Raw genomic sequence first — 14639 nt, forward strand, 5'->3', positions numbered from 1 at the left:
TTCCTCAAGGGTGCGCAAAAGTTGGTGGAGTTTTAGGTTTCTTAACTGTAGTGAAGGTATCGTCGTTACTCGTGCACGTACTTAGCGTTAGTTCTCTCAAGGGGGGCGTAGGAAAGACGACTGTGACGCTTGGGCTCGCTTCGGCAGCTTTTGCTCGCGGTCTTCGAACTCTCGTTGTCGACCTTGATCCCCAGTCCGATGTGTCGACCGGCATGGACATTGATGTCACCGGTCACCTCAATGTTGCCGACGTGCTCGCTTCTCCCAAAGAGAAGATCGTGCGCGCGGCTATCGCTCCTAGTGGGTGGACAAAGGGTCGCCCCGGCAAAATAGACGTGCTCATTGGCTCGCCATCGGCGATCAACTTTGATGGCCCGCACCCGAGCATCCGTGATATTTGGAAGCTCGAAGAAGCTCTGGCGAACGTCGAGGCTGACTACGATTTGGTGCTCATCGACTGCGCACCATCGCTCAACGCGCTCACACGAACTGCGTGGGCTGCCAGTGACCGCGTCTCGATCGTCACCGAACCTGGACTGTTTTCCGTTGCCGCCGCAGATCGTGCGCTTCGGGCAATCGAAGAGATTCGTCGCGGGCTTTCTCCTCGACTTCAGCCACTCGGCATCATTGTGAACCGTTTGCGTTCACAATCTCTCGAGCACCAGTTCCGCATCAAAGAACTGCGAGACATGTTCGGCCCGCTTGTGCTCTCCCCGCAACTGCCCGAGCGCACGTCGCTTCAGCAGGCACAGGGAGCCGCTAAGCCGCTTCACGTGTGGCCTGGTGAGAGCGCTCAAGAGATGGCGCGCTACTTTGACCAGCTTCTCGACCGCGTCATGCGTGCGGCTCGAATGGGCGAATACAACAACTAGCGCAGCGTCTGAGCGAGCAGCGGCCGAGTTTGCGTTGCGTGAGTCCGAGAAGTGTGCGCGCTTAGGAAGCACGGGATGCGCGGCGCTTCGCCAGCTCATCCATGGGGTCTTCGCCCTTGACCTTGTCGAGGGCGATAAGGCTTGTCTCAACCTCGCGAAGAACCTTGCCAACTGCGATGCCAAAGACACCCTGGCCGCGGCTGACGAGGTCGATGACTTCGTCGTTTGACGTGCACAGGTAGACGCTGGCGCCATCGCTCATAAGCGTGGTCTGTGCGAGATCATGGATGCCCGATTCGCGAAGCTGGTTGACGGCAACACGAATCTGCTGCAGTGAAATACCGGTATCGAGCAGTCGCTTGACGAGTTTGAGCACCAGGATGTCGCGGAATCCATAGAGTCGTTGCGAGCCTGAGCCTGCCGCACCGCGAACGGTGGGTTTGACGAGCTCTGTACGGGCCCAGTAGTCGAGCTGGCGGTAGCTGATGCCCGCTGCGCGAGCGGCGACAGCACCGCGGTAGCCGGAAGAGTCATTGAGGTCTGGCATTCCGTCAGTAAAGAGAAGGCCAAGGTCGTAGCGTGATGTTTCGCTACGGTTCAATTCACTCATGGCATTGCCCCTCTAGATTCTGATTCGACCAGCACGACAAGCACGACAAGCACGCAACCTTCATGTTGAAGTTGACGCTTAGTCTTTCGTGTTACCCCACGGTAGTCACGCCCGCCGCATCGATCAACGACATTGGCAAAAACTCCGCGGCGTGTCGGAATTAGTCGTGAAACCTGCGCCAATGTCGGTCAATCGTGATCGGCCGAAGCCAGAAAACGATCAACAAATCGACCGTACTACGAATCGAGTCGGCTGAGGGCGGATCGGATAATACTGCTGCGAACAATCTCCAACTGTCCTGCGATTTCGCGAGCCATCTCTGCAGCACGAGCGCGGCTCGATGCATCCTTACGGCGAGCAACCGGCATCAATGCGCTCTCAATGAGCCCGAGTTCGCGCTCAGCCGCGGCACGGAAACCACGCAAGTGCCTCGGCTCGATACCGCTGCGCTGAAGCTCCACAAGCGACTTGAGCACCGCAAGAGAATTTTCGCCAAAAACATCGGATGCCACGATCAGCGACGACGAAATAGCATCACCTAAGAGCATGGGGCTTGCGCCCGCCTCCCGGATGAGCTCGTCGCGAGTGAGCTTGCGCTCCGCAGACAGCATGGAGGCAGCCGCGATGGCACCACCAGGTAATTCGGGGGTGCGCCCAGCATCCATCTCTTCGAGATAGCCACGGATTACTTTGAGTGGCAAGTAATGGTCGCGCTGCATAGAGAGCACGAAACGCAATCGCTCCATGTCGGAGGGCGAAAACTTGCGGTACCCCGACGCTGTGCGCGCTGGCGCTACGAGCTTGCGCTCCTCAAGAAACCGCAGTTTTGACGGAGTGAGGTCAGGAAACTCAGGACTGAGTTTTGCGAGAACTTGCCCAATGCTCAAAAGCACCGGCGCTGGAGCTGGACGCGCTTGACGCGCAACCCCAGCCACTAATTACCAGCCGCCGACGGAAGATCACGGCGCGACGCATAGAACGTGAGCCTGTACTTACCAATCTGAACCTCGGCGCGGTCGCGAAGAACCGCGGTCGACTCGATGCGGTCGCCCCCGAGGTAGGTGCCGTTGAGCGAGCCTAAATCTTTAACATCGAACGTGGTGCCCTGTCGCAAAAACTCGACGTGACGACGCGACACAGTGACGTCATCGAGAAAAATATCTGCCTCAGGATGACGACCAACCGTAGTGACGTCGGCATCCAACAGAAAACGTGCTCCAACGTTTGGCCCACGGCGCACGATTAGCAGCGCAGAACCTGACGGCAGCGCGGTGATCGCTGACTGCTCGTCGGCTGATACATCGCCGCCCATGGCAGCAACCTGAGCAGCAAACTCGAGACTGTAGGTCGCCGTGGTGTCGGTCGACTCGACAACGGGCTGCGCGGAAGTCTCGTTTGCCGACTGTACGTCGGCGCCGTGACCATTATTCATTGATTCAACCATCGCAAACCTCCTGACTAACCAGCGTATCGGATCGGAGCACCCTTCAACCCCTCGGAATACGAGAAATTCGGACCGATTGTGCAACATAAATGAAGCCAGCCCACCAATACAAGAACGCACCCCAGAGCGCGAACGCCCAACCGATCGGATTTGTGACCCATGCGACATCAGGGAACGCCTGCCCGAGCATCAAAATCGGAAGCGCATAAAAGAGCGCCGCCGTAGCTACTTTGCCCAGATGATGAACCGGAAGTGGCCCGAAACCATAGTTGGCCGAAATGATGCCCAGGATCACGAGCACGATGTCGCGAGAAACAATCACGAAGAATAGCCACCACGGAATCACATCTCGTACGGCCAATCCAATCAGCGCGGCAAAGATAAAAAGTCGATCGGCAGCAGGGTCTAGTAACTGGCCCAGTCTGGTGATCTGGTTGAACCGGCGCGCGATCACACCGTCGAGGTAGTCACTGACGCTGGAGAAGACGAGAACGATGAGAGCTAGCGCGTCTTGAGCCGAGATGATGAAGAAGAGAAACAGCGGCACGAGGGCGAGCCTGATGAAACTCAAGATATTGGGCACAGTCCACACACGGTTGCTGATCTCGGGTGAACTACTGAATGCCACACTCCGAGTGTAGCTAGCATCCGCGAGCGAAATGCCGCCATAACAGCACGAAGTTGATGGGCATCAGGCGTACCCTTGACGGCATGTCATGCATCCGCTTTAACACTCCGGCGCAGCGGGCCCAGATGCGGGCGATGGCTCCGTCGATGATCACCGCCGAGGAGGCAGCTGAGCTGCACCCCGCGCCAGAGGTCACTGACAGCAAAATCGCGCGGCTCCGACTTCTCGCCGGCGATGCGAATCCTAAGATTCGCGAGAGCGCGGCCAGCAATCACAACACTCCGGTCGACGTATTCGAGGCGTTGGCACAGGACACCGATGACGGCGTTCGTGCGTGCGTAGCTCGCAACGAATACGCACCGTGTGACGTACTGCGGATGCTCGCCCATGATCCGTCAGACACGGTGCGGGGTTTTCTCGCCATCAACTTCTTCGTTCCCAACGATGCAATGAGCACGCTCTCCGCCGATGACAGCGCCACTGTGCAGCGTCTTGTACGTTGGAAGCACGAACTCGCCACCGCCTGATGGCTGCGGGATCAGTTCGGGTCGATAGCTGGCTATGGGCAGTGCGCGTTTTCAAGACGCGTTCACAAGCGACCGCGGCGTGCCGCGCAGGACACGTCAAGATTGGCGGCGCAAGCGTTAAAGCTGCGCAGGCTGTGAAAATCGGCGATCAAGTGCGCATCCGTATCGCAGGGTTTGATCGCATTCTCGTTGTGAAGCAAACCATCGTCAAACGGGTCTCCGCAGTAACGGCGGCGGAGAGTTTCATCGATGAGACTCCTCCGCCACCATCCCGTGAAGAAATGGCTATGGCCCCTCGGCGCGACCGGGGTGCCGGCCGCCCGACTAAACGCGAACGACGCGAACTCGAGAAGCTACGTGGTCGCAATGAGTTGGACAGGCGACCAGACGAGGACTAGCTCGGTTTGCTCGCTACGCCGTCGAGCCACAGGGTGTCTGAATCATTGCGATTCGGCGACCGACCAGAATCCGAGCACAAGAGGAACTAGGAAAAGTTAGCGGAAGGCCTCTAGAGCTTGCGCAGGGTGAGAATCTGCTCAGCCCGACCGAAGGGTCCATCCACATCATGGAGCACCGTGGACGTCAGGCCCACGCCATCCGCACCAAAATTCACCGAGTTTTCTAGCCCCAGCCACTCCCCCGTCGGAACCCGGTACAGATGCACCTGGAGGTCGACATTCGGGAACGCGTAGCCACCCTCGCCCGGCTTCACCCGCGTGGCAATTCCGTTGCTGGTGTCGACCAGACCTGCAAGCCGGGCAAAGTCGCTAACCGGTTCGGCAGTGAGGAGCGGATAGGGCGTGCGCAACCACACTCGACCACTCCCGGCGGCATGATCCGGTAGCGCTCGCGCTTCGATCGACTGAATGTAGCCACCGGGCCACTGGGCGAGGTTGACTGGCGCCCCCGCATGCTCGAGCGCGGGCATCCGTTGGTCAACAATGCCGACAACGTCGGTGGTATCGGAAGTCTGCAGGCGCCACGCAGTCGCACGCACTGTTACGCGACCGCTAGCGACTAGCTCGGCCTGCACCAACTCAATCGTGCGGCCGGGCCGCACCATCGACGTGACGATCTCAAACTCGCCGTCAGGAATCAGCCCGAGAATCTCATAGCTGATCCGCGCGATGCGGAGGCCGAGTCGCGCCTCAAACGCTTCGAGGACGTGCGCCATAATGCCCGCAACCGGAGCCATATGTTGCTCGTGCGGATTCCACGCACCCTGCGCATGGATTGTCGACTCAAAGTGGGTCTCGTCGTGCCGCACGTAATACGACTGCGCTGTAGGGGTCACAGCACCAGCCTATCCAGCTAGTGCGAACGCAACTTTTCAATCAGGGCACTCTTGTTGAGAGAAGAGTAGCCGTGAAGGTCGAGTTCCCGCGCGCGTTCCTTCAGCTCTGCTACTGTCCAATCGTCGTAGGAGCCGGACTCTCCGCCACGTTTTCCTATCGTGGAGCGGCCCTCCTTTGCTGCTGCATTGGAGATGCGCGCTGCCTTCTCCTTGGATGCGCCATCGTCGCGCAAATCTTCGTAGAGCTCGGGGTCTTTGAGTCGTGAATTCTTGTTGCTCGGCATAGCGACATTACTCCTTATCGGCCGCATCATTCGCGAGGCCCTGTCTCGGCCCAGACTAATCACGTGGGCAGCTCACGAACCCGCCTCACCGAGAACCCGAAGCCAACGCTGAGGGAGCATCCAGAAATCGACTGCGAGCGACGGTGAGCCTCTGATAGCGACTGCGAAACCAGGGCGCGCCCGTGCGGCGGCTTCTCGCGTCGAGGGTTCTAGAACAGCGTTGGCTGAGGCATCGCTCGAGCCGCCAATTCGGGCGGCATCTCTTCTGCGATCAGTGAGCGCTCACCGTTGCTGTCACGGGTGCGAAGCTGTGCACGTGAGCCGACGATGCCCGTTGCCGGATCAAGTGCCGTTCGCTCCAAACCGTGACGACGGATGATCGGGCGCAACTTTGCCGCTAGCCACTGCCGGTACTCCTTAGGCGCGTAGGTTCCGCGGGCATACATCGAGTGATATCGCTGCACCAGCTCGGGATGAGCACTCTCGAGCCACTGAAAGTACCACTCCTTTGTGCCGGGCTTGAGGTGCAGCGCTGAATACGCAATCGACGTGCCGCCAGCCGCTTTTACTTGCGCCACGGCACGCTCGAGATGATCTCGCGTGTCAGTAAGAAACGGCAGGATCGGCATGAGGAAGACTGCACAATCGAGACCCGCTTCCCTGACCGCTGTGACAGTCGCCAGCCGGGCCTTCGCCGTGGGAGTGCCCGGCTCAACCGACTGCTGTAACTCGTCGTCGTAGATCGCGATCGACATCCCCACATCAACGGGCACATGCTCGCTCGCCTCGCCAAGAGTGCCAGATCGCGCCGCAACAGGGTGCCCTTCGTGAGAATAGACAGCGGTGTGCCTGAGCCGGCAAGGGCTGCGATGATCCCCGGCATCAGACGATAGCGGCCCTCCGCTCGCTGATACGGATCAGTATTGGTGCCCAGAGCTACCGGATGTCGGCCCCAACTCGGCTTGCTGAGCTCCTTGGCCAGAACCTCAGCCACGTTGACCTTGACGATGATCTGAGTATCGAAGTCCTTACCAGCATCAAGATCAAGAAACTCGTGCGTCGGCCTGGCGAAGCAATAGGTGCACTGGTGGAGGCATCCGCGCATCGGATTGATGGTCCACCCGAATGGCATGTCACTGGTGGTGGGAACTTTGTTGAGCGCACTCTTGGCGAACACCTCGTAGAAAGTGACACCGTCAAATTCTGGGGTTCGTACAGTGCGCACGAGATTGTTGAGGCGCGCGAGCCCAGGCAACGCATTGGGTGCTTCGCTATTGACCTGCTGCCCGCTCCACCGCATGACAGTATTCGAACATATATTCGAATGTCGTGCAAGCTCGTAGTCGACGGCTACTAGGTCATGAACTACTAGCAACCTGCACGGACCCCGCCTCAGCCAACCCAGTCGTTGGCTAGGCGTGGGTCCGTGGGCTAGTGGCTATTTGGCAAGAACACGCACCGCAACAAGGCCGAGAATGGCACCGTAGATCAGGTGACCTATCAAGGAAAGCAGTGCACCCGCATTGATGGCAAAGAGCGCTCCGCCGAGCATCATCGGCATGATCATCAGGGGTCCGAGTACCCACCAGATCGCACCGTAAACCATTCCGACGATCAGGCCACGGACGTATCCGGTAAGCAGTCGTGAGCCGAACAGCACCGTGAGCCCGATGCCGAAGGCGATCGAAATCATCATGTGCACGAGGAACCCGACGATGGGCGATTCAGAACCGACCATCATCGCCAGCGTGGGGAGTAACCCCATCGTCGCCATCATCATCCCGAACACGATGCCACCGGCGACGCCGCCAATGACACCCGCAGCGACTCGACGACCGAACGACGCAGCGGTCGTTGATGTACCTGATTTAGTTGAATTTATTGTCGTGGACATTGAAGTGCCTCCCGATAGGTGTTGCGTGACTCCCCGAAAATGGGTGGTTGCCACTGACGCTACGGACAAGCGCGTTTGTGCTCTGCGATCTCAGTCACACAACGGGAAAGCAACGGTTTTAGATGGCGGGTACTGCCGCTGTGCCGCGATGCAGGTTCGAAGCCACCGCTCACGCTGATAACGTCATAATCGTGTTTTCTAAAGTGACGGTCCCGACAACTCTCCAGACGCGCGATGGGGAGATGACTCTTCGGTACTCCGAATTAGGAGACATTGACACCATCCTTCAACTGTTGGCGGATGACCCTGTCAGCGCCCTGCGGGGAGACACCGCGCGCCCCGAGGACCGCCCCGCGTACGAAAAGGCGTTCCACGCGATCGCGACTACTCCGGCAAACGCCTTGCTCGTTGTTGTTGCCGCCTCCGGTGATGTTGTCGCGACAATGCAACTGACCGCAATTCCCGGGATGGCACGGCGCGGCTCGCACCGATTGCAAGTAGAAGCCGTGCGCGTTGCCGCAAGTCAGCGCTCCTCTGGCATCGGCGGCGCGATGATGCGCTGGGTCATCGAAACCGCTGCGCCCGCGCTCGGCGCTACGCTGATCCAACTCACGTCGGATGAAGCGCGCACCGATGCCCACCGTTTCTACACAAAGCTGGGCTTCGAGGCCTCGCACATCGGCTTCAAGTACACCATCAAGCTATAACGACCGACGGTAGCGTGCGCCCGCGTGCTCGTCGGGCAGCCGATCTCCTCTCCCGTGCAGCTTGTTGCGCAACGAGCCCGTGACATATTCCTCTGGGTAGAGACCGCGCTCTCGAAGCACCGGGATGACATGCTCTACGACATCTTCGAAGGTGCCAGGCGTGATCGCGTATGCAAGGTTGAATCCGTCAACATCGGTCTCTTCGACCCACTGTTGCAGCTCATCCGCTATCTCTTCGCCCGAGCCAATAATGAAGGGGCCTAATCCCCCTATGGCACCGAGCCGCGCGATGTCTCGAACCTTCCATTCGCTTCCGTCGTCGTTCGCCTGTTGAAAGTTGGCTACGGTCGACTGGATTGCGTTGCTCTTGACGTTGCCGATGGGTTCATCGAGGTCGTACTGCGAAAGATCGATCCCCATCCACCCAGACATAAATACGAGCGCGCCTTCTTCACTGGCGTAGCTCAGATAGTCGGCGTACTTTGCGTGGGCTTTCTCCGAAGTTTCGTCGGTGATGATGGTGAGTAGGGTGTAAATGCGCGCTGAGTAGCGATCCCGACCGGCGGCTTCGAGAGCATCCCGAATCCGTGCAACTGTCGCCTTTAGCCCCGACTTTGTTGAGGCGGCGACAAAGATTGCTTCCGCATTTCCGGCGGCGAACTTGATGCCGCGGGGTGAGGCTCCTGCTTGGTAGATCACCGGTGTGCGTTGCGTCGACGGTTCGGACAAGTGGATGCCGGGCACGGTGAAGTGTGTGCCCCGATGCTCGATGTCGTGGACCTTGCTTGGGTCGGTAAACACTCCCGATTCGCGGTCACGAATCACAGCGTCGTCTTCCCAGGAGCCTTCCCACAGCTTGTAGAGCACTTCGAGATATTCGTCGGCATGATCGTAACGATCGTCATGCTCAAGCTGGTCGTCGTTTCCCATATTGCGGGCTGCCGAGGGGAGATACCCCGTAACGACGTTCCATCCGACTCGCCCCTTCGTAAGGTGGTCGAGCGTCGACATGCGACGGGCGAATGGGTAGGGATGCTCGTAGGCCGTGCCGGCGGTAATGCCAAAGCCCAAGTGCTCGGTCACGTGGGCCATGGCAGAGACCAGCAGAAGTGGATCGTTGACGGGAACTTGGGCGCCGTGACGAATGGCGGCCTCATTGGAGCCAGCATAAACGTCATACGTGCCCAATACGTCGGCAATGAAGATGCCGTCGAAGGTGCCGCGTTCGAGCAGCTGGGCGAGCTCAGTCCAGTAGTCGAGGTCTTTGTAGCGCCACGATTGGTCGTTGGGATGACGCCACATTCCGGAGGACTGATGAGCGACGCAGTTCATGTCAAAAGCGTTGAAACGAATTTGTCTAGGCATGCCACCATGGTGCGCCGGAACGCCTAGCTGCGCACACTCCCGCGAAACAAATGACGCAACAAAGAGACACAAATCGACATGTTATCGCCTCATCTGGCGATTCGGCGCACGCTTATTCCATCCCCCTAACTTTTGGATGGACAAATGCAGATGACAGCGCAAGTACCAGCACCCGCACCTCACGACGCCCACAGTTCGGGAGAGGGCGCGTCACCGCGTGCCGAAATTGGTGGCGAGGAATTCGCTCGCGCCTTTCGTCAATACCCTGGTGGAGTCTCCGTCATCACCGCGGACTCCCCCGATGGCCCTGTTGCTTTCACTGCCACTTCGGTTGTTTCAGTGAGCGCCGCGCCGCCGTTGCTTGCGTTCTCGATCAGCCATCGTGCTTCGACGGCAGCCAGCATCCGGAGCGCCCATTCGTACGTCGTTCATTTTCTGGGACGAGACCAGCTCGAAATCGCCCAATTATGCGCAACTAGCGGTGTCGATCGTTTTGCCGATACCGGGTTGTGGGAACGCCTACCCACGGGCGAACCGTACTTTCCCAGCGCACCGGCCTGGGTCGCGGGAAACCGGATTGATCAGCTTGACGCTGAGACCGCCTCGATTATCCTGTTGCGCGCGACTACGTCGAAGGTCGATTCCGAGGCGGCTGGCGCCCCACCACTCGTGTATTTCAATCGTGGTTGGCATCATCTAGGCGAGCACTCGCAAGTGAGCTAAACGGGTTCGACTATTCCAACCGCTTCTTCGTCGCCCCACGATTCAACGAGAGTGACTCGACCACGCGAATCTCCAATAGCGAGTACGAGCGCAATGATCGCGGTCGCAATCCCGACCACACCCAATGGGTTCGCGATGCCGATAGCGATACCCAACGCGGGCTCCGTGGGGCCGCTGATGATCGTCTGCAGGCCATGAGGTGTCGAATCTGGGATGGTGAGCCCCAACAAAAATCCGCAGACTCCGGATGCGATGAGCAACGCCTGCGTCATCGCACGCGTCTCGAAACCGCGACGTGCTGTGCGCCGCACCGCCATCCCGGTAAGCACCAGTAAGACAGCAAAGATCACGCCCAACGTTGCCGCGTAGACGATTGTGAGGTCGCCGCCGATACCGAACAGGTGTCGGCCGAAGGATATCCAACCAGCCACGGCGATGCCTGCCACGATCACGGCAACGCCGGTGTGCCCTGACCGCGAAACCCCAGGGGTCGCACGAACCCGAATTGCGCTGTACGTCATCACTCGCCCCCATTCACTGTGCTCGCCACAATCGTAGCGAGGGAATCGTGCATAAAGTCACTCAATTGCGCGGCGTGTACTGCTAGCGTGAACCGAAGAAGCCTCAGGAAATACGTGTGTGGGGTCGACCGCTCAAGCCATAGGAGACCAGATGACCGCTTCAGCAGAGGGCCGCGTTGCCGTCTACATCGACTTCGACAACATTGTCATTTCGCGTTATACCCAGAAACACGGCAATGGCGCATTTCAGACAGACAAAGCCCGGTGGCACAGCTCAAACCGCACAGTCACCAGCGCTGTTGGCACCAAACTTGCTGAAGCTGAGGTGGATGTCGAGGCCATCCTCGACTACGCATCATCGTTCGGAACGGTAGCCCTCAGTCGCGCCTACGCCGACTGGTCGGTGCCGGTCAACTCGGGCTACCAGAAGCAGCTCATCAACCGGGCAGTGGAGCTCGTACAGCTCTTCCCGCTGACTCAACAGATGAAAAATGGGGCCGACATCCGTCTGGCGGTTGATGTGATGGAAGACCTGTTTCGACTGCCCGATCTCACGCATGTGGTGATCGTCGCTGGTGACTCTGACTATGTCGCGCTCGCGCAGCGTGCCAAAACTCTGGGGCGCTTTGTCGTTGGCGTGGGAGTTGCTGGTGGAACGAGCCAAGCGCTCACATCGTCGTGCGACAAGTTCGCTGATTATGACTCCTTGCCCGGGATTGAGTTTGGTAGCAACGCACTGCCCGCTTCAGAGGCCGCTCCCGCCAAGAAATCGGCAGCCACTACCACCACCTCCAACTCATCCTCGACGGCAAAGAAAGCGCCTGCTGCGCAAGTGAAGCAGCCTGCTAAAGCCGCCAAGAAGGTCGACCCCGCAACAGCGGGCGTCACAAAGGCTGCCGCTGAGCAGCAGACCGCAAAAGTTAGCCCACTCAAGCTGGTGGTGCGGGCAATTCGGCTCGTGCAGCAGAAGGAGGACTCCGACTGGTTGAACAGTTCCGCAGTCAAGAACCAGATGCTCAGAATTGATCCATCGTTCGATGAGACATCGTTGAAGTTCAAGACGTTCAGCGACTTCGTGACCTCGCTCAGCGCGCACGTTGAGATGCGTGAGCACGAGGGGACTCGGCAACTGAGGCTCAGGCCGAACGCCTCAAACCCCAAGTAGGCAGGGCTGACTAGGTCAGAAGTTGCTCAGCCAAAAGCTCGAGCGCCTTCACGCGCGCGGGCGAGGTGTTTGCCGCATCCGCATCGTGTGCCGAGAGCCCTGGCGTGACCATAACCTCGTCGACGCCGAAGCGGGATGCCAGCGAGCGAATGCGTGCTGCAGCAGCGACCGGCTCGTTGATGACCCAGCGCTCGGCCATGTCATCCACCATCTGTTGTTGCGGCGCAGCGAGCTCGGTTGCCGCTGCCTGTTCTATGGTCGCCAGCGGACCGAGTGGCATTCCGCTGCGCAGGCGAGCCATTTGCTGCAGCTGCGGGAGCGCGGCAGCGCGGGCTTCGGCCGCGGTCTCGGCGACAGCAACATTGAGCGTCAAGAAGGTGCGCGGTTCTTTAAGCTGGTCAGAGGGCACAAAGTTGTCGCGGTATAGCCCCAAGATGCGCTCTGTTCCTTCCCCCGAGAAGTGGTGCGCGAACACATAAGGCATGCCCTGTGCTGCTGCGAGGCGTGCCGAATAGTCGCTAGATCCGAGCAACCAGAGCTCTGCGACCGATGCCGCATTCGGCGTAGCCGTGAGCTCATAGACCTGGCCAGAGTGAAGCTGAAATGCTGCACCCTCCGGATGCATGAGACTGCGGATATCAGCTACGTTGCGCGGGAATGCATCGACATCGCTTGTCGTCCCCGTCATCCGCAAATAGGAGGTGATCACAGGGTCGCTGCCAGGAGCACGCCCGATGCCGAGGTCGATTCGTCCGGGGAAGGCAGCTTCAAGAATCGCAAACTGTTCGGCAACCACCAGCGGGGCATGGTTGGGCAGCATCACTCCCCCAGACCCGACACGGATCCTCTTGGTTTGGGCCGCCAAGATGCCGATCAACACTGCGGGGTTGGTGGATGCCACCGCTTTCATATTGTGGTGCTCGGCAACCCAGTAGCGCGAGAACCCGAGTTCATCGGCACGCTGCGCAAGCGTTGTAGTCGCGGCAAGCGCGTCGGCGGAGGTCTGGTTGCTGCGAACAGGAATCAGGTCGAGAACAGAAAGACGAAGTGGTGTAGTCATCATTACTAGTCAACCGCTGAACGGCGGGGATATTCCTGTACGTTATCGGTTCAATAGACTGGGGCAATGCACGCCGCTGAGCAGTCTTCATCCACCCCGAGCGAGACTCGAGCGCCAGCGTCACGCCCACAATCAGCTTCCCGGCGGCGCCGCATCCTCTTTATCTCACTCATCTCATTCGCGTCGCTCATTGTGCTGGCGGCGATCGGCATTCTCGTATGGGCCAATGTTGGCGTAATGCAGGCCGAGCTGGGTCCACTGGACAAGGTGCGCACGAATCCTGCGGTCTCCCTGCACGAGACCCCCGATTCGTTCATCCTCTCCCCCGCTGACGGGGCTTCAGGCACGGGCTTGGTGTTCATTCCTGGTGCGAAAGTCAGCGCCGATGCTTACCTGTACAAACTTTCGGGTGCCGTCGTTGAGTCAGGGCTGACCGTTGTGGTGACTAAACCCATCCTCAATCTGGCGTTCTTCGATCAGCACCCCCTGACCACCTTCACCAGCGCAGCACCGGATGTCGACACTTGGTTCGTTGGTGGGCATTCACTTGGTGGGGTTCGTGCCTGCCAGTACGCGGCTCAACCCGATGTGAACGGACTCATTCTCTTTGGCAGCTATTGCGCAAACGACCTCGCGGACGTCGATACTCGCGTGTTGAGTGTGAGCGGCAGCGCAGACCTACTCAGTACACCGGAGAAGATTATGGATGCCGCCCACCTGTTGCCGACATCCACCACGTTCTTTCCTATCGAGGGCGCCAATCACGCTCGCTTTGGCGACTATGGTGAACAGCCCGGTGACGGCGTCGCGAGTCTTGACAGCTCCATCGTGCGCGATGTGATTACGGCAGAGATCGGCAGCTTTGTTCGCAAGGGATAGCGCAGCAGCCTCGTTGCTAGCGAGGCACCTTCGTTGTTAGGCAAGGATCGGGATTGTGCCCGTTGCCGCATAGCCAGCAGCCTCTGGCAGCGGTTCGCCCAGGCTCTCTAACGAGGCGTGCACGTCGGCCGCAACGTCGTGCTGCTCGTGCTGCCCGTGGTGCCCCATCGAGATGATCGGGATCGATTCGGTGAGTGCAATTAGGCCGTCGGAGATTGTGGCAATCGGGTCGGCATCCGTGCTGGAGAAGATGGGGAACGAGCGACCCTCATCAGGAAGCCTGCGCCCGCGCCGAATAACCACAATGGTGGCTGCCGCGAGAGGGATCGCAATAATACTCGGCGCTGCGACCCACATTGATGCGCTGAGAAGCCCGTAGGCTCCCCACACGCTATAGCCGAGCACGAGCAACCACTGGGTGGTCTCTGAAATGCCGGCAAGACGCACTGCGTCGTTGCGGCTCTGCCAGGTGATTCGTGCTTGCGGAACCCACATCAGGAAGGAGAAGGCGGTGCCCACGAATCCAAGTGCGTTAATAGCGATATCGGTGATGTCCATACCGAGTGCTCGTTCTTTCTGACGGCCCAAGGAAGAACTCCTGATTGGGCACAAATTGCTAGGCATCCACGCGATGTCTCGGCAATTCTAAGCATAAAAAGCATCGCG

Annotated in this window: 18 protein-coding genes and 1 pseudogene; 7 read left to right on the forward strand and 12 right to left on the reverse strand. The window is 59.1% G+C overall.

The features are described from left to right. Window positions 1-71 precede the first annotated feature (71 nt). Window positions 72-872 carry a ParA family protein gene (locus tag ACTJJW_RS03745; protein WP_341952039.1) on the forward strand — a complete coding sequence of 267 codons (801 nt, stop codon included), beginning with the start codon at window positions 72-74 and terminating at the stop codon, window positions 870-872. 61 nt (window positions 873-933) lie between these two features. Here the strand turns inward: ACTJJW_RS03745 and ACTJJW_RS03750 are convergent, their stop codons facing one another. The 4 genes from ACTJJW_RS03750 to ACTJJW_RS03765 all read right to left on the reverse strand — a co-directional run bounded on the left by ACTJJW_RS03750 (window position 934) and on the right by ACTJJW_RS03765 (window position 3554). Continuing rightward, the gene (locus ACTJJW_RS03750; RefSeq protein ID WP_462642769.1) at window positions 934-1482 is read right to left on the reverse strand and encodes a MerR family transcriptional regulator; all 549 of its coding nucleotides are present in this window, start codon (window positions 1480-1482) and stop codon (window positions 934-936) included. A 236-nt stretch (window positions 1483-1718) separates the two neighbouring features. Then, a complete protein-coding gene (gene ftsR, locus ACTJJW_RS03755) occupies window positions 1719-2417 on the reverse strand; it encodes a transcriptional regulator FtsR (protein WP_462642771.1) in 699 nt (232 codons plus the stop codon). After that, window positions 2417-2926 (reverse strand): FHA domain-containing protein, encoded by a 510-nt coding sequence (locus ACTJJW_RS03760; protein WP_462642773.1) that lies wholly within the window; start codon window positions 2924-2926, stop codon window positions 2417-2419. Before ACTJJW_RS03760 ends, ftsR begins: the two co-directional genes overlap by 1 nt. Before the next feature lie 43 nt (window positions 2927-2969). Then, the gene (locus ACTJJW_RS03765) at window positions 2970-3554 is read right to left on the reverse strand and encodes a CDP-alcohol phosphatidyltransferase family protein (protein WP_462642774.1); all 585 of its coding nucleotides are present in this window, start codon (window positions 3552-3554) and stop codon (window positions 2970-2972) included. Between the two features lie 83 nt (window positions 3555-3637). Between ACTJJW_RS03765 and ACTJJW_RS03770 the strand changes: the two genes are divergently transcribed. Together ACTJJW_RS03770 and ACTJJW_RS03775 are read left to right on the forward strand one after the other, a co-directional pair. Further along, window positions 3638-4081 carry a hypothetical protein gene (locus tag ACTJJW_RS03770; protein WP_462642776.1) on the forward strand — a complete coding sequence of 148 codons (444 nt, stop codon included), beginning with the start codon at window positions 3638-3640 and terminating at the stop codon, window positions 4079-4081. Further along, complete coding sequence (locus ACTJJW_RS03775) at window positions 4081-4479, forward strand: RNA-binding S4 domain-containing protein (protein ID WP_462642778.1); 399 nt, start codon at window positions 4081-4083, stop codon at window positions 4477-4479. The genes ACTJJW_RS03770 and ACTJJW_RS03775 overlap by 1 nt, the downstream gene beginning before the upstream one ends. 110 nt (window positions 4480-4589) lie before the next feature. Here ACTJJW_RS03775 and ACTJJW_RS03780 read toward each other — a convergent pair whose 3' ends face one another. From ACTJJW_RS03780 to ACTJJW_RS03795, 4 genes and pseudogenes are all read right to left on the reverse strand, one after another. Beyond that, the gene (locus ACTJJW_RS03780) at window positions 4590-5375 is read right to left on the reverse strand and encodes a thioesterase family protein (RefSeq protein WP_462642780.1); all 786 of its coding nucleotides are present in this window, start codon (window positions 5373-5375) and stop codon (window positions 4590-4592) included. Between the two features lie 17 nt (window positions 5376-5392). Next, entirely contained in the window at window positions 5393-5659 is a 267-nt protein-coding gene (locus tag ACTJJW_RS03785; RefSeq protein WP_343923163.1) for a DUF7218 family protein, read from the reverse strand. A gap of 209 nt (window positions 5660-5868) precedes the next feature. Further along, window positions 5869-6959, reverse strand: a pseudogene (locus tag ACTJJW_RS03790) (Rv2578c family radical SAM protein). Window positions 6960-7097: 138 nt separating this feature from the next. Then, a complete protein-coding gene (locus ACTJJW_RS03795) occupies window positions 7098-7553 on the reverse strand; it encodes a hypothetical protein (protein WP_462642782.1) in 456 nt (151 codons plus the stop codon). A 191-nt stretch (window positions 7554-7744) separates the two neighbouring features. Here ACTJJW_RS03795 and ACTJJW_RS03800 point away from each other — a divergent pair, with 191 nt between their 5' ends. Then, a complete protein-coding gene (locus ACTJJW_RS03800; RefSeq protein WP_462642784.1) occupies window positions 7745-8260 on the forward strand; it encodes an N-acetyltransferase family protein in 516 nt (171 codons plus the stop codon). Here ACTJJW_RS03800 and ACTJJW_RS03805 read toward each other — a convergent pair. Next, window positions 8255-9625 (reverse strand): LLM class flavin-dependent oxidoreductase, encoded by a 1371-nt coding sequence (locus ACTJJW_RS03805; RefSeq protein WP_462642786.1) that lies wholly within the window; start codon window positions 9623-9625, stop codon window positions 8255-8257. The genes ACTJJW_RS03800 and ACTJJW_RS03805 overlap by 6 nt on opposite strands. A 144-nt stretch (window positions 9626-9769) precedes the next feature. On the opposite strand from ACTJJW_RS03805, the gene ACTJJW_RS03810 reads away from it, so the two are divergent. After that, window positions 9770-10348 carry a flavin reductase family protein gene (locus ACTJJW_RS03810; RefSeq protein ID WP_462642788.1) on the forward strand — a complete coding sequence of 193 codons (579 nt, stop codon included), beginning with the start codon at window positions 9770-9772 and terminating at the stop codon, window positions 10346-10348. Here ACTJJW_RS03810 and ACTJJW_RS03815 read toward each other — a convergent pair. Then, complete coding sequence (locus tag ACTJJW_RS03815; protein ID WP_462642790.1) at window positions 10345-10869, reverse strand: hypothetical protein; 525 nt, start codon at window positions 10867-10869, stop codon at window positions 10345-10347. The genes ACTJJW_RS03810 and ACTJJW_RS03815 overlap by 4 nt on opposite strands. 151 nt (window positions 10870-11020) lie before the next feature. On the opposite strand from ACTJJW_RS03815, the gene ACTJJW_RS03820 reads away from it, so the two are divergent. Beyond that, complete coding sequence (locus ACTJJW_RS03820) at window positions 11021-12034, forward strand: NYN domain-containing protein (RefSeq protein ID WP_462642792.1); 1014 nt, start codon at window positions 11021-11023, stop codon at window positions 12032-12034. A 10-nt stretch (window positions 12035-12044) separates the two neighbouring features. On the opposite strand, the gene ACTJJW_RS03825 is transcribed toward ACTJJW_RS03820, so the two are convergent. After that, a complete protein-coding gene (locus ACTJJW_RS03825) occupies window positions 12045-13094 on the reverse strand; it encodes an LLM class flavin-dependent oxidoreductase (protein WP_462642894.1) in 1050 nt (349 codons plus the stop codon). A 66-nt stretch (window positions 13095-13160) separates the two neighbouring features. On the opposite strand from ACTJJW_RS03825, the gene ACTJJW_RS03830 reads away from it, so the two are divergent. Continuing rightward, window positions 13161-13973, forward strand: a complete 813-nt coding sequence (locus tag ACTJJW_RS03830) for an alpha/beta hydrolase (RefSeq protein ID WP_462642794.1) — start codon at window positions 13161-13163, stop codon at window positions 13971-13973. 36 nt (window positions 13974-14009) lie between these two features. Here the strand turns inward: ACTJJW_RS03830 and ACTJJW_RS03835 are convergent, their stop codons facing one another. Further along, window positions 14010-14561, reverse strand: a complete 552-nt coding sequence (locus tag ACTJJW_RS03835; protein WP_462642795.1) for a hypothetical protein — start codon at window positions 14559-14561, stop codon at window positions 14010-14012. Window positions 14562-14639 lie beyond the last annotated feature (78 nt).

This window comes from Rhodoglobus galactosidasius (assembly GCF_054957775.1).

What these genes read in the sequence shown, in the direction of transcription:
- ACTJJW_RS03825 (WP_462642894.1), bottom strand. Translation starts at nt 13,094, where the DNA reads ATGACTACACCACTTCGTCTTTCTGTTCTCGACCTGATTCCTGTTCGC.
- ACTJJW_RS03760 (WP_462642773.1), bottom strand. Translation starts at nt 2,926, where the DNA reads ATGGTTGAATCAATGAATAATGGTCACGGCGCCGACGTACAGTCGGCA.
- ACTJJW_RS03785 (WP_343923163.1), bottom strand. Translation starts at nt 5,659, where the DNA reads ATGCCGAGCAACAAGAATTCACGACTCAAAGACCCCGAGCTCTACGAA.
- ACTJJW_RS03795 (WP_462642782.1), bottom strand. Translation starts at nt 7,553, where the DNA reads ATGTCCACGACAATAAATTCAACTAAATCAGGTACATCAACGACCGCT.
- ACTJJW_RS03770 (WP_462642776.1), top strand. Translation starts at nt 3,638, where the DNA reads ATGTCATGCATCCGCTTTAACACTCCGGCGCAGCGGGCCCAGATGCGG.
- ACTJJW_RS03810 (WP_462642788.1), top strand. Translation starts at nt 9,770, where the DNA reads ATGCAGATGACAGCGCAAGTACCAGCACCCGCACCTCACGACGCCCAC.
- ACTJJW_RS03830 (WP_462642794.1), top strand. Translation starts at nt 13,161, where the DNA reads ATGCACGCCGCTGAGCAGTCTTCATCCACCCCGAGCGAGACTCGAGCG.
- ACTJJW_RS03820 (WP_462642792.1), top strand. Translation starts at nt 11,021, where the DNA reads ATGACCGCTTCAGCAGAGGGCCGCGTTGCCGTCTACATCGACTTCGAC.
- ACTJJW_RS03805 (WP_462642786.1), bottom strand. Translation starts at nt 9,625, where the DNA reads ATGCCTAGACAAATTCGTTTCAACGCTTTTGACATGAACTGCGTCGCT.
- ACTJJW_RS03750 (WP_462642769.1), bottom strand. Translation starts at nt 1,482, where the DNA reads ATGAGTGAATTGAACCGTAGCGAAACATCACGCTACGACCTTGGCCTT.
- ACTJJW_RS03775 (WP_462642778.1), top strand. Translation starts at nt 4,081, where the DNA reads ATGGCTGCGGGATCAGTTCGGGTCGATAGCTGGCTATGGGCAGTGCGC.
- ACTJJW_RS03815 (WP_462642790.1), bottom strand. Translation starts at nt 10,869, where the DNA reads ATGACGTACAGCGCAATTCGGGTTCGTGCGACCCCTGGGGTTTCGCGG.